Genomic DNA, 13,826 nt, shown 5'->3' on the forward strand with positions numbered 1-13,826 from the left:
GGACCAGCGACAAAGCTTTTGATGATGACGATTGGAACGAACTCGGAGTGCGACGTGAAGCAAGCCATGCAATCGATCGAGGGGGCACTATCCCGATGGAACCGCAAAGAGGCCGAGGCTATCCACGGGATGCCGTTCAATGACCTGCTCTTCCTGGCTCAGACAATCCACCGCCAGAACTTCGATCGCAACCGGGTGCAGCTGTCGCGGCTACTCAGCATCAAGACCGGCGGATGCCCGGAGGATTGCGGCTATTGCAGCCAGTCTACGCATTACGAAACCGGCCTGAAGGCGTCCAAGCTGATGGAGGTGGAGCGTGTCCTTGCCGAAGCGATTAAGGCGCGGGACGCCGGCGCCACCCGCTATTGCATGGGCGCCGCATGGCGCAGTCCGAAGGAACGCGACATGGAGGCCGTGGTCGCCATGATCGAGGGCGTGAAGGCGCTCGGCATGGAGACCTGCATGACGCTCGGAATGCTGGACCTCAGTCAGGCGCAGCGCCTGAAGGCGGCCGGTCTCGACTACTACAACCACAACATCGACACGTCCGAGCGCTATTACGGCGAGGTCGTTTCAACCAGGACCTTTGCCGACCGGCTGGAAACACTTGGGCACGTGCGCGAGGTTGGCATGAAGGTCTGCTGCGGCGGCATTGTCGGGATGGGAGAGGAAAAGGCCGATCGCATCGACATGCTGGTCACACTCGCGAACCTGCCCGAGCCGCCGGAAAGCGTGCCGATCAACATGCTCATCCCCATCGAAGGCACGCCGCTTGCCGAGGCCGAGCCCATCAATCCGATCGATTTCGTCCGCACCATTGCGCTCGCCCGCATCATGATGCCGAAGTCCTATGTAAGGCTCTCCGCCGGCAGGACGGCGATGAGCGACGAAACGCAGGCGCTGTGCTTCTTTGCCGGCGCCAATTCGATCTTTGTCGGCGACATGCTGCTGACCGCGGACAATCCCGGCGAGGACAAGGATAATCGTCTATTTAGGCGTCTCGGCATTGAGCCGATGCCACGCGAGGCAAGATGAACGAGCCGCCGCTTGCCCGCTATGAAGCAACCTTGCAGGGTCTGGCACGCAAGGGCCGGCTGCGGACGCTGGCGCCGCGCGCCGGGCTCGACTTCTCGTCCAACGATTATCTCGGGCTTGCTGCGTCGAAGAGACTTGGCGATGCAGTCGCGGCGGCAATCGAGGGGGGCACCCCGGTCGGCGCTACCGGATCGCGGCTCCTGCGCGGCAACGCGCCGGAACATGAGGCGTTGGAGGCAGATGCGGCGGCGTTCTTCGGGGCCGAACGGGCGCTGTTCTTCGGCAGCGGCTACATCGCCAACTTCGCCCTGCTGAGCGCCCTGCCGCAGAAGGGCGACCTGCTGATCCTCGACGAACTCGCGCATGCCAGCATGCATGAAGGGGCGCGGGCTGGACGCGCCGAGTTCAGGTCGGCCACGCACAACGACATAAATGCTTTTGAGGACGCGATCAGGCGCTGGCGCGCCGAAGGTGGCATGGGGCATATCTGGATCGCAGTCGAAAGCCTGTATAGCATGGATGGCGACTGGGCGCCGATGGAGAGCGTGGTCGGGCTTGCCGATCGGTACGAGGCATTCATAGTGGTCGACGAGGCACATGCCACCGGCGTCTGGGGACCGGACGGCCGGGGGCTGGCCGCCGCTTTCGAGGGCCGCGACAACATTGTCGCGCTCCACACATGCGGCAAGGCGCTCGGCGCATCCGGCGCACTCGTCACTGGGCCGGGAGTGCTGTGCGACTATATTGTCAACCGCTGCCGGCCCTTTATCTACGCCACCGCGCCATCGCCGCTAATGGCGGTGGCGGCGCGCGAAGCGCTCGCAATCCTGGTCGACGAGCCGATGCGCCGCGTTCAGCTGCATGAGTACATTGCCTTCGCGGGCCGCCAACTGGCCGAGCGCTGTGGCGTGGCGCGCAGCGGCTCGCAAATCCAGCCACTTGTCATTGGCGACGTCAGCCGCACCATGGTGATGGCGGCGGCACTGCAGGCCCGCGGCTTCGACATACGCGGCATTCGCCCGCCGACCGTGCCGGAGGGCACGTCGCGGCTGCGCATTTCGCTGACGCTGAATGTCGGCAAGGCTGACATTTCGGCCATGGTCGAGACGCTCGCCGCGGTGTTGGCCACGGCATGACCAAGCGTATCGTCGTCACCGGAACAGACACCGGAATTGGCAAAACGGTCTTTTCGGCGGGGCTCGCCGGCCTGCTCGACGGCTTCTACTGGAAGCCGGTGCAATCGGGTCTCGATGAGGAGACCGACAGTGAGGCGGTTGAACGGCTCGCCGGCCTGCCGTCAGGGCGCGTGCTGCCGGAAGCTCACCGCTTGAAGAGCCCGCTGTCGCCGCATCGTTCAGCCGAAATTGACGGCGTCTCGATTGAGGCTGCCGATCTTGCATTTCCGGTCCTGCCGACACCGCTCGTCATCGAAGGCGCTGGCGGACTGATGGTGCCGATCAACCGACAGACAAGATTTATTGACATCTTCGCTGAATGGCGGCTGCCGGTCATCCTGTGCGCCCGCACCGAGCTCGGCACGATCAACCACACTCTGATGTCGATCGAAGCCCTGCGGGCTCGCTCCATCCCGCTGATCGGCATCGCCTTCATCGGCGAAGAGGTAGCCGATACGCAAAGGACAATCACCGAATTCGGCGCGGTGCGTCAGCTCGGCAGGCTGCCACACCTCGTTCCGTTGACGCGCGAAACTCTGCGGAAGGCGATGTTTGCCGGCTTCGACCTCGCCAAGATTGCCGGAGGCGAATGATGTCGCGGTCGCCGGTCTGGCATCCATTCACCCAGCACGCGATCGAGCCGGCCATGCCGTCCGTTGTCCGCACGGAAGGGGCTTGGCTAGAGACGAATGACGGAAGGCATATCCTCGATGCAATCTCCTCCTGGTGGGTGGTCACCCACGGGCACCGCCATCCACGGATCATGGAAGCAATCCGGAATGCGACTGAGATGCTCGACCAGGTGATCTTCGCCGGTCTCACCCATCAGCCGGCAGAGCAGTTGGCCTCGGCGCTGATCGAAATAGTGCCGGCAGGCCTCGACTGGGTTTTCTATTCCGACAGCGGATCCACGTCCGTCGAAGTCGCGCTGAAGATGGCGCTCGGCTATTACCGCAACATCGGCGCGCCGCGTTCGCGCATTGTCGTCATGGAACACAGCTATCATGGCGACACGATCGGCACGATGAGCGTCGGAGCCCGCGGCGTGTTCAACGCCGCCTACGAACCCCTGCTGTTCGAGGTCGACACCATCCCGTTTCCGGCCGCAGGGCGCGAGCAGGAAACACTGGATAGATTCGAGGCTTTCTCCCGCGACCGCCGCGCCGCCGCGCTGATCGTCGAGCCGCTGGTACTCGGCGCCGGCGGCATGCTGATGTACCCGGCCTGGGTTCTGACCGAATTGAAGAAGATCACTGAGGCCTCCGGCACGCTCCTGATCGCCGACGAAGTGATGACCGGTTGGGGACGCACCGGAACCATGTTCGCCTGCGAACAGGCGAACATCTCTCCAGATATCCTGTGCACCTCGAAGGGCTTGACCGGCGGCGCCGTCCCGCTGGCGGCCACGCTCGCCAGCGATACCATCTTCCAGGCCCACTATTCCGTGGACCGGAACAAGACCTTTTTCCACTCGAGTTCCTATACCGCCAATCCGATTGCCTGCGCGGCAGCATTTGCCAATATCGAGATCTGGCGTGACGAGCCGGTCGCCGAGCGGATCGCGGCCCTGAGCGCGATGCAGTCCGCCGGGCTTCGACGCTTTCGCAACAATACCAACTTCACAGATTGCCGGGCGACCGGCACGATCGCAGTTCTCGATCTGCGCGCCGGCTCGGCCGGCTACCTGGCCGAGATCGGACCAAAGCTGCGCGCTTTCTTCCTCGATCGCGGCCTGCTCGTGCGCCCGCTCGGTAATGTGCTCTATGTTCTGCCGCCCTATTGCATCACCGGAGAGGAACTCGACGAATTGTATGACGCCTTCGAAGAGGCCGGCGAACGCTTCGGTCCGAGCGCATGAGCAGATCGTCGCGCTTTCTCGGGTTTGGTCATCATGCGCCGGCCCGAAAGGTGGAGAACCAGGAAATCGAGACCCGTCTTGGACTCGAACCCGGCTGGATCGAGCAGCGCACCGGAATTCGCTCGCGCTTCTGGGCAACCGACCAGGATACGCAGTCGGGCCTTGCCGCGCACGCCGGCGACATGGCACTGGCGAATTCCGGCCTCGACCGTGGCGACATCGGCCTGCTGTTACTCGCCACCTCGACGCCCGATCACCTTCTGCCGCCCAGCGCGCCGCTGGTAGCACATCGCCTGGGCTTAGGCCGCGCCGGTGCGGTTGACCTCACAGGCGCCTGCGCCGGCTTCATTTATGCCCTGATGTTCGCGGACGGATTCACCCGCCTCCATGGCAAAGCGAGCCTGGTCATTGCCGCCAACATCCTCAGCCGCCGCATCAATCCGGCCGAGCGCGCAAGCGCGGTGCTGTTTGCCGATGCCGCCGGCGCCGTGGTGATTGCCCCCTGCGAAGAGCCGGATCGGGGCATTCTCGGCGCCGCGTTGGCTTCGGATGGCTCGCGCTACGGGCTGATCCAGATTCCCGCCGGAGGAAGCAACAGACCGTTCCACGGCGGCATGGACCTGGCGCAGACCCGGATGACCATCAGTGACGGCCGTGAAGTGTTCAGCAAGGCCGTGGACATGATGACGGCCTGCTCGCAGGACGCGCTCACTTCTGCCCGAATGCTGCCGCAAGACATTGATCGTTTCGTGCCGCATCAGGCCAATGCTCGGATTTTCGATGTGGTCGGGAGGAACCTCGGAATAGCGAATCAGGCAGTCGTCAAGACGATCGCCGAGTACGGCAACTCTTCCGCCGCGACCATCCCGCTCTCGCTCTCGCTTTCGCATCGGGCGCAGCCGTTTCGGCCGGGCGAAAAAATTCTCCTTGCGGCGGCGGGTGCCGGTCTCACCGGAGGCGCCCTCATCCTCGGAATTTAGCGGTACGACGGCCATGCACAGGATTTGTCACGAATGACACTAGCAAAACGGGCCCCATGCGAAAAAATAGTCGCCGGCAAGCTGCATGGGCGCTGGTTCGGTGACGCGAGAGCGAAAACCCTGCAGACGATTTTCTCGAGCAGGACGATCGGCAACGCTAACTTGCTGGGCGAGGAGTGGTTGGCGCCAGTCTAGGAGAGCGGAGGTATCCAACTCCTCATTGCGATGAAGTCATCCTCGATATGTCGGGCCCTTATTGGTCAACATCGTAACGGCAGTAGTGGCAGCCGTGAATTGAATAACCGGCCCCTCGAAGGCATCAACCGTCATGCAGTCCGAAAAAAATGCTCATCTGCCTGTCTCAACAACGCTGGCTCCATTTCGGAACCCGGTGTTTCGCTCGATCTGGACGGCCACACAAATATCCAGCCTCGGGTGGCTCGTGCAAACGGTCGCCATCAGTTGGCTGATGGCCACGATTTCCGCTTCGGATCTGATGGTTGCACTCGTGCAGGCCGCATCCACGTTGCCGGTATTCTTCCTCTCAATTCTTGCGGGAGCCATCGCCGACAACTTCAGCCGCCGATGGGTGATGTTTGCGGGGCACTGCCTGATAGCATTGGCATCAACGACGCTGATGATTTCGGTGGGCCTGGGATTTGTCGATCCCTGGCTCCTACTTGGATTGGGCTTTCTGGCTGGCTGCGGCTTCGCTCTGAATGATCCGGCCTGGCATGCCTCGGTCGGCGATATCCTGGACAAGCGCGACATTCCGGCCGCAGTGACGCTGATGTCTGTCGGATACAACATCATACGCAGCATAGGACCCGCTTTGGGTGGGACGATGCTGGCCTTCTTTGGGCCGCTCGCCGCTTTCGCCCTGGCCGCGCTGAGCGATCTGGTCCCTCTCGGCGCGATATGGCGCACCAAATGGAAGGTTCGCACTTCGCCTCTCCCTCGTGAGCGAATGACGATGGCAATTCATGACGGAGTGCGCTTCACGGTATTGTCCTTGGAGATCAGGGCAGCGATTGCCCGTGCAACCTTTTTCGGGCTGGCAAGCATCTCCATCCTTGCGCTACTCCCACTAGTCGTCCGGGATCAGCTGAAAAGCGGCCCAATCGTCTACGGCATCTTGCTGGCCGGCTTCGGCATGGGTGCTTTCGTCGCGGGCATGAGCAATAGCTTTCTAAGGCGGATCACGTCTCAAAACAGGCTGGTATCGTTCGCCTCTGTTGCTTGTGCAGCATGTTGCCTTTCCCTTGCACTCACATCATCGGTCGCCGTGGCGGCCATTTCGCTGGCACTTGGTGGCGCGGGTTGGCTTATCACCTGGACGGGCATCGACGTGTCGGTGCAGCTGGCAAGCCCAAGGTGGGTCGTCGGCCGCACACTGTCGATATATTACGCCCTGAGCGCAGGGGGGATGGCGGCCGGCAGCTGGATCTGGGGTACTGTCGCACAGGACTACTCCTTAGCCTGGGCTCTGGAGGGCGCCGCAGGCGCTCTGTTGCTGGTTGCAGCTGCGGGGATACTGTTGCCGGTCCGTCCATGGGAAGAAACGGATCAGGAGAGTTCGGATTTTCACCCGCCGGAGCTGGCACTCGAGTTGAAGCCCAGGAGTGGCCCCATAGTCGTCAAGGTCGAGTATCTTATATCCGAAGAGAATATCGAGACCTTTCTGGGCTACATGCGCGCAAGGCGCCATGTTCAGAGCCGTGCCGGTGCGCGAAACTGGACACTGCAGCGAAATCTTCAAAAGCCTTCGATTTGGACAGAGACATTCCGCACGCCAACCTGGATGGATTTTCTGCGCCTGAATCATCGGCTCACGGCAGCGGATAAGGAAATCGGCCAGCGTCTCCTGGCACTGCATGATGGAGAGCGTCCTCCGCACACAGTGCTGTCGATCGAACGAACGACTGAGGCAGGTCGTACCCGTGCCTCAACAATCTTTTCTCGTCCTCCCAGGTGACGTGATCACGAAAGCGATCGCATTCTGCCGCGCCGGTCGATTTCAAGCAGCGCGAAGGCCGCATCGCCAGTACGCGGAGCCTATGCGTCCGGCGCTCTCTCGCGAATACCCATGCCGCCGCGGGGCTCGGTCCGTTCTGGGCCATCTTCGATGCGGCGCGCGACGGCAAGAAGGAGGGCATGGGATTCGAGCGCTGGTGGTCGCGCCTGCGCACAAGCCGATCAGCATCACGTTCGACGTGGCGCTTCAGCAGCGCTGTGCGGCTCAGAGACTGGCAGAAGAGTATCTGACTCGCTACCGGCTGGCGCTGGGCCAGCCGGAACCAGGCCTGTTCGAAGACGGCGCTGGCGCTCGACCTTTCGGCGCCGGACATGGAGTGAGGGCGGGCGAAACGGAGAACCAGTCGCCTTGGCGTCCTTGCAGGACGCCATCTTAACCGCGAATGGCAAGCTTTCAGGGATCATTGCTGCGCCGTTGGGCGGCTTGCCGTTCCCGATGTTCGAACGCGTCGGTGAAGCTATCGAGTTCTTCGGGGGTCATCCCAAGCGCCCGCCCCTCCTCCCGCCATGACGCGACCGCCTTTTCGACTTCTGCGAGTATCGTCTTCGCTCGATCGCTCCTGATCCGGAAATAAGCGATTACCGACATCAGTGCGTCGACAGTCGCTTCGGGCCCAGTTTCCTCGGATATCCAGGTTTTCAGCTCTCGCACGCGCTCAGGGAACGGGTTGATGTCGAATGCAGGCGCCAGGCGCCATTGCCCGCGATGCACATGGAGAAAGCCGTGATTGTGGAGGTGGTCATCGACATTGGTGATAAGGATCGAGAACGCGATGCGCCGCCAAAGCTCTTCGATGTTGGCCGCTGGCTGGCTGCCGTGCTGACGAAGCACATCCACAAGTTCAGTATAGCTATGCTCGCCAACGTCCCCTGACTCTGCGCCGATCATCGTGGCGGCCGAGATATACATGAGGCGATTGCCGTTCGGAGTCCTATCGAAACGCCGTATGAGCGCGACAGGGGCGCCGTCGCTGTCGAGCAGACGTGTCTCAGCAGCATCCACGCCGGCTTTTCTGGCCAACTTCATAGCGAGCACTTCGCCTTTTGTGACAGATCGATCGTCGGCAACGCTCGGAAACTTACCGATAGCGAGGCGTCCGTCATCGTCGACGACAGAGCATTTCGGACGAAGGCCCCCAAGGGACGTGCCACGTCCACGCAAATAGGCGAGATCCGTTGCCGTCTCGGTGTTCGTCTCGACGGCGTGCGTGGCTGCGAGGAGTTGACCGATTTCAATGAGCGGCGGCGTGGTGCGTCGACCCTCCTCGGTCGTTCTTTGGTAACGCCCTTCTTCGTCCTTCAACCGGAGCGCACCAATGCGGCTCATGTCGTCCACTGCCAAGAGGTAATCCATCGCGTTCAGAGGCCGCGTTTCGGCGACATTTCCCGCCCGGCGCGCCTCTTGGCGACGCTTGGCGTGGTCGCGCTGGATGAGACGCCGGCCCCATCCGTCCGGCTCCGTGTCGGCGATCGCGTTGTGGAACACGGATCCGTCGCCGGTCTTTCGATGGAATTGAGGGCCAGTAACGAGTGGCAGACCGGGTTCGATCGAGAAGCCTTCCGCTGCTCTCAGCCAACCTGCATCATATTCAAAGGCAGCGCTCTCGCGCGCACCCTGCTGATCATAGCGCAACGTACCCAGTAGCATCGCTTCTTCGCCAATGTGAACAGCAATAGAACGTCTCATATTGCACCCGGTGGCTTCCGCACCCTTACCCTCTTGGGCAAACGTTCAGCGTCGAGGAGCAGGCCTTGCTCATCGCGATGCGCGTCGACGATCTGCGCCAAAGCCTCATCAAAGCCCAAAACGAAAAAGGTCATGGCGTAGGCCCCCATAGCGACGGTCGGGTCTCCTTTTTCGATCTTCAGATAGGTGCTCTTTGCGACACCCAGTCGTTCCGCCATCATCATCACGGTCAGGCTGCGCTTCTTACGGGCGAGCGCAATATCGGCGCCGAGCTTGCCAAGCGCCCTCTTGACTCTGGGAGGCAATGTATCTGTCACTGTTGAGCGCATGTTTGTCTCATAAAAACGACCTTAACGCTTTTTATGGCTCTTATATAAGACCTAAACCGTGATCTGTCGAGAGTTGGCCTGTTTGACCGAACAAGGCGGTTGCCCTGCAACCAACCACACTACTCTCGTGAGCATGCATCCATCCGATCCGCAATGGGCGCTAGGTGAGTCGCACGGTGGTGTGAACGATTGCGCCGCTCAAAACGAAACGGGCCATCCTTGGCACGATCCAGATGTGTGCTGCAGCGGGGCTCCTGCCTGACGTACCGAGCGGCGCCGCCGCATTCTGTCTCGACCCGAGCTTCACAGCAAACAGGTGCCGTCGGTATCGAACGAAAGTGTCACATATCGAACATACGAACCGAGTCCCAAAACGTCTGCTCGGTGCTCAGCCTGACCCCCAAAAAGCAAAAAGAAGGGAGCGTGACGAAGTTGCGCCGGCCAATTTAAGTGTCAGCGCGGAGCTACCTCTTCAGGATGGCACGTCGCTTGCTGCTCCGCATCTAACGCCGACGGCCAACCCTCAGATAACGGAGATGAATATTGGTTCAGAAATGCTGAATCCCCGATGTACTGAAAGCATTTGAGGAACGGTGTGGGAAGCGCGGCAAGGCAATAGGCGATTTTTCCTTTTCTTGGATCCGGACGGAGGTCGAATCTCGCCTCCTTCGGGCAGTTGATAGCCAACTACAGTTGCTTCTTCCATAAGTCGAACTGCGATAAAGCAAAGTACAAGTATAACTTGGCTTACTCACACCGGAACTCCTCTAGTCAACTTAGTATCGCGCATTCCTCAGGTACGAAACAGGACCGTGCACATGTTTTGGGTCCTGGGATAGGCCGCCGATTCGCCCCTTTGACGCGTCCGCCTTTTATTCTTTGAACTGGAGATCCAGAATGAACGTAAGCAGCCTTCTTCTCGGCTCAGTTGCGGCCCTGATCTCCGTTTCCGTCGCTCGCGCGACGGACGAAGTCTCCGCGCCGGGTTCGATCGAATACGTCAATATCTGCGACGTCTACGGTTCGGGCTACTTCCATATCCCCGACACCGAGACCTGCGTGCGCATCGGCGGCTACATCCGTTACGACGTCGGCCTCAGCGATGTCCGATCGTATGACGGGATAAGAACCTCCGATGTGAGAACTGGCGAGGCTCAGGGCACCTGGCGAAACAACACGCGTTTCACGTTTAAAACTTGGACGCGCCAGGAGACCGAACTAGGCGCACTGAAGACCTATACTGAGACTCGCGTGAACTTCGGCAACCACAACGCTTATCCGGGTCCGGAAAGCCCTCACAACTATAGCTTCAACAGCGGCGTCAAGTTGACTTCCGCTTGGATCCAGCTTGGTGGCCTCCGAGTTGGCAAGGACGAGTCGGCCTTCGACACCTTTACAGGCTACGCCGGAAACGTACTCAATAACGTACTCGTTCCGTACGGCGACTTCGATACCAACGTGGCTCAGTATTACTTCGATGCCGATAATGGCTTTTCGGCTCTGGTTTCACTTGAACAAGGGTCGGGTGTAGTCGGTACTATCGACAGCCATGTTCCGCACGTCGTCTTCGGCGTGAAACAGACGCAGGGCTGGGGCGCGATCACCGGCGTAATGGCTCGTGACAGCGACTACGAAGCTTTGGCCGGCAAGCTCCGAGTCGATGTCAATGTCACAGATGACCTGTCGCTATTCGGAATGTTCGGCTACGGCTCCATTGGCAATCTCAACGATGACCCAACCAGCGCGCTCGCCGCTCACGGTCGCGGCTTCTACAAAATTTGGAGCGGCAACTGGGCTTTCTGGACGGGCGCCACTTACACGTTAAACGAGAAAACTTCGTTCAACCTTCAGGTCTCGGGTGATCAGCTCAGGAACTCCGGACTGGCTGCAAACGTCGCCTATATGGTCATTCCAGGTTTCACAGTCACAGCCGAAGTCGATTATGCCCACTACGCCAAGTTCGCTGCCGTCGACCGTTCCGGAACGAACCCGGCTCACGTCGGCAAAGGGAACAGCCTCGGCGCCGTGCTGCGATTCCAAAGCTCGTTCTAACGAAGCGAATCTGAATGTCGGAGGCCCGACTGGAGGCCTCGGTGTCTGGCTTTACGATGATCAAGATGTGGTCCCGGACGATCATGCCCGGACATTGGTTGCCGGACTTCATAGCCTGATCAGCGAGGCTTCCATAGAGCGCTTAGCAATGCCACTGAATAACTCGTCCAGGACATGTCTCTCGGCCCCATCTGCATCCCTGTTGTGCTACCCTCATTGCGATGAGCGCTCGAGATCGAGAGCTTCGGAGGACCGGCTGAGAAATGCCTGGACGTTTCGTCCAGGCACTCGTCAAGTTTCCTCAGTGGTTCAGAATCATCTTCGGCGACCGTCATTGCAAAATCAGTTCGGTTCAGTAAGATTCTTGTTCTGTTTGGGTCATCTTGAAGGACTAGTGTCTGAGTCGCAGCGGACTGCCATTCGATCTCTGCGCTGCTCGACCTCAGGATGCCCGATGTGCATGGCTTCGACGGGCTGCTGCAGCTTGTGACCCGCTATCCGCGCCTGCCGGTGGTCATCGTTTCGGAGCATGCGGAGCCAAGAATCATTTCCGAGGCGCTGTCCTACGGCGCAGCCGGCTTCGTCCCGAAATCGGCGCGCAAGAGCGATCTGGCCGCCGCCATTCGCTCGGCGATGGAAGGTGCGATCCACGTGCCCGAAACCTCTGAAGGCCAGCCGCCGGACGCCGACAGCACCGATCGCGCCGAGATGGTGCAGCGCCTTGCCAAACTGACGCCGCAGCAAGTCGTGGCTTGAGCCGGAACGCCTGTCCTTCCTGCTAGGCAAATCGTTCTATTCGCGCCGCATCGGCGCGCTGGAGGCCTTCATCATGACCTTCGACCAAGACGCCCGCTACGACAGCCCGAACTTCCTGTGGTTCCGCGAGCGCTATCGGCGCTTCGGTCTATGTCGACCGCGTCCTCGTCGCGCAACAAGCGCGCGGCCGCGGCCATGCCCGGCGGCTCTATGGAGATCTGTTCGACCATGCATTGCGTGCCGGCCAGACCATCGTCACCTGCGAGGCGAATGCCGAACCGCCCAACCCGGCTTCGGATGCCTTTCACGCCGCGCTCGGCTTTGCCGAGGTCGGCGACGCGGTGATCCACGGCGGCAAGAAGGCAGTGCGCTACTACACCAGGCGGGTCACCGGCTGAGGCAACAGCTCTATCAGGGGTTCAGCCAGGCGCGAGCCGGCTTTTCGACGATGTAATAGCTGCACAAAGCGCAAGCGCGCCGGCCAGCATCAGCAGCGGCGCACTGCCCTGCGCATAGAGGAATTTTTAGAACGGCTGCTGCCACAGATACAGCGAATACGACCACAGCCCCAGCGTCGCCATCGGCCAGGAAGACAAAAATCCGGTCAGATACCGAGTGCTGAAGTCGAGCGAATTGACGGCGAGCGCCAACAGCGGCACCGCGACCAGAAAGTGGATCGGCGGCACCGCATCCATGAACAGAAGAACCGCTCCGACGGACGCCGCAATGGCGACATGCGCCGGCAGCCTGTCGTCGGCCTTGAGCAGGCATATCACCGCCGATAGCAGGATCGAGGCGATGTGCACGTCGGTTCGCCAATAGGTCGTCTCGTAGTCCATCCCGAAGACCCAGTGCGAAATCGCACCCTTCGCCATGGCCAGCACCGACAGCGCGCTGAGCAGCATGACGACACGGGCACGCCCCGAAACAACAAAGCTGATCAGCGCTAGGATGACATAGGCATGTTCTTCGACGCACAGCGACCAGATATGGTCGAGCGCGCCGGCGCGGCTGACGAGAATTCCGGCATAGCTGTAGGTGAATGTCAGCGCCGTCAGCGCCGCTTTCCATTTGAAGGCGACAAACGTGCCGGACAAGGCAACCATCGAAGCGAGGACGAAAACCAGCAGCGCCGGATAGATGCGGGAGAACCGGCGCTTGAAAAACGCCTTGAGAGGATAACGGATGCCGCCAACTAGGCGATAGCTGCTTTCGGCCGGACCCGAATGCGCTTGACAAGATGGCGATCGCCCGCTCAATTTGACCCATTCACCAGGGGGGTCCCGGCAAGGGGCTGAGATACTGCTGGCTTTCGCGGCGCAGTGACCCGTTGAACCTGATCCAGTTCATACTGGCGTAGGGACGGTGCAAGCGCTTTGCGGGAGTCCATGCCCGAAATCCTGTAAGCAGGCAGGCAGAAGCGTCTTTTCATCCCTCCGGCACAGAACTGGGTCTCCAATGCATGAGCAAAGGAGTCTCAAAATGAATGCCATTTTCCCCGCCGTGTCGACGGGACCGCTGCCCGCCTCAAGGAAAATCCACAAACCCGGCATAATTCACCCGCAGATCAGGGTGCCGATGCGGGAAATCGCCGTCCATCCGACGGCAGGCGAACCGCCTGTCACCGTTTACGATCCGTCCGGCCCCTATACGGACCCGACTATCGAAACCAGCATCGAAAAGGGCCTCGCCAGGTTTCGCAATGAATGGGTGACGGCGCGCGGCGACGTCGAATTCCACGATGCCCGCAGTGTCAGGCCGGAGGACAACGGCTTTGCGTCAGGTGAGCGCCTGACGCCGGAATTTCCCGTGCGCCACCGGCCGCTAAAGGCAAAAACGGGCCAAGCGGTGACGCAGCTTGCCTATGCGCGCGCCGGGATCATCACCCCCGAAATGGAGTTCGTCGCCATTCGCGAGAAT

General features: G+C 60.7%; 10 protein-coding genes, 3 pseudogenes and 1 riboswitch. Of the genes and pseudogenes, 10 read left to right on the top strand and 3 right to left on the bottom strand.

What is annotated here, in order from left to right:
* Nucleotides 1-66: 66 nt before the first annotated feature.
* From bioB to AC0L16_RS31070, 6 genes are all read left to right on the top strand, one after another.
* Nucleotides 67-1,035: a biotin synthase BioB gene (gene bioB, locus AC0L16_RS31045; protein ID WP_473625313.1), complete on the top strand. Its 969-nt coding sequence runs from the start codon at nt 67-69 to the stop codon at nt 1,033-1,035.
* The gene (locus AC0L16_RS31050) at nt 1,032-2,171 is read left to right on the top strand and encodes an 8-amino-7-oxononanoate synthase (protein WP_473625298.1); all 1,140 of its coding nucleotides are present in this window, start codon (nt 1,032-1,034) and stop codon (nt 2,169-2,171) included. The genes bioB and AC0L16_RS31050 overlap by 4 nt, the downstream gene beginning before the upstream one ends.
* Nucleotides 2,168-2,803 carry a dethiobiotin synthase gene (bioD, locus tag AC0L16_RS31055; RefSeq protein ID WP_473625300.1) on the top strand — a complete coding sequence of 212 codons (636 nt, stop codon included), beginning with the start codon at nt 2,168-2,170 and terminating at the stop codon, nt 2,801-2,803. Before AC0L16_RS31050 ends, bioD begins: the two co-directional genes overlap by 4 nt.
* On the top strand, nt 2,803-4,068 hold the full coding sequence (locus AC0L16_RS31060) for an adenosylmethionine--8-amino-7-oxononanoate transaminase (protein ID WP_473625301.1): 1,266 nt from the start codon (nt 2,803-2,805) through the stop codon (nt 4,066-4,068). Before bioD ends, AC0L16_RS31060 begins: the two co-directional genes overlap by 1 nt.
* Entirely contained in the window at nt 4,065-5,048 is a 984-nt protein-coding gene (locus tag AC0L16_RS31065) for a beta-ketoacyl-ACP synthase III (protein ID WP_473625302.1), read from the top strand. The genes AC0L16_RS31060 and AC0L16_RS31065 overlap by 4 nt, the downstream gene beginning before the upstream one ends.
* A 328-nt stretch (nt 5,049-5,376) precedes the next feature.
* The gene (locus AC0L16_RS31070) at nt 5,377-7,023 is read left to right on the top strand and encodes an MFS transporter (protein ID WP_473625303.1); all 1,647 of its coding nucleotides are present in this window, start codon (nt 5,377-5,379) and stop codon (nt 7,021-7,023) included.
* 453 nt (nt 7,024-7,476) lie between these two features.
* Here the strand turns inward: AC0L16_RS31070 and AC0L16_RS31075 are convergent, their stop codons facing one another.
* Nucleotides 7,477-8,730 carry a type II toxin-antitoxin system HipA family toxin gene (locus tag AC0L16_RS31075; RefSeq protein WP_473625305.1) on the bottom strand — a complete coding sequence of 418 codons (1,254 nt, stop codon included), beginning with the start codon at nt 8,728-8,730 and terminating at the stop codon, nt 7,477-7,479.
* A gap of 35 nt (nt 8,731-8,765) precedes the next feature.
* Nucleotides 8,766-9,098 (bottom strand): hypothetical protein, encoded by a 333-nt coding sequence (locus tag AC0L16_RS31080; protein WP_473479418.1) that lies wholly within the window; start codon nt 9,096-9,098, stop codon nt 8,766-8,768.
* 897 nt (nt 9,099-9,995) lie between these two features.
* Here AC0L16_RS31080 and AC0L16_RS31085 point away from each other — a divergent pair.
* The 3 genes and pseudogenes from AC0L16_RS31085 to AC0L16_RS31095 form a co-directional block, all read left to right on the top strand.
* Nucleotides 9,996-11,150 carry a porin gene (locus AC0L16_RS31085; RefSeq protein WP_473625307.1) on the top strand — a complete coding sequence of 385 codons (1,155 nt, stop codon included), beginning with the start codon at nt 9,996-9,998 and terminating at the stop codon, nt 11,148-11,150.
* 429 nt (nt 11,151-11,579) lie between these two features.
* Nucleotides 11,580-11,897, top strand: a pseudogene (locus AC0L16_RS31090) (response regulator); the annotation flags it as partial.
* A pseudogene (locus AC0L16_RS31095) lies at nt 11,896-12,304 on the top strand (GNAT family N-acetyltransferase); the annotation flags it as partial. The pseudogenes AC0L16_RS31090 and AC0L16_RS31095, both read left to right, overlap by 2 nt.
* A gap of 126 nt (nt 12,305-12,430) precedes the next feature.
* On the opposite strand, the gene AC0L16_RS31100 reads toward AC0L16_RS31095, so the two are convergent.
* On the bottom strand, nt 12,431-13,165 hold the full coding sequence (locus tag AC0L16_RS31100) for an acyltransferase family protein (RefSeq protein WP_473625308.1): 735 nt from the start codon (nt 13,163-13,165) through the stop codon (nt 12,431-12,433).
* A gap of 5 nt (nt 13,166-13,170) precedes the next feature.
* Nucleotides 13,171-13,287, top strand: a riboswitch (TPP riboswitch).
* Nucleotides 13,288-13,388: 101 nt separating this feature from the next.
* On the opposite strand from AC0L16_RS31100, the pseudogene AC0L16_RS31105 reads away from it, so the two are divergent.
* Nucleotides 13,389-13,826: pseudogene (locus AC0L16_RS31105) on the top strand (phosphomethylpyrimidine synthase ThiC); the annotation flags it as partial.

The organism is Mesorhizobium sp. WSM4848, from assembly GCF_055811375.1.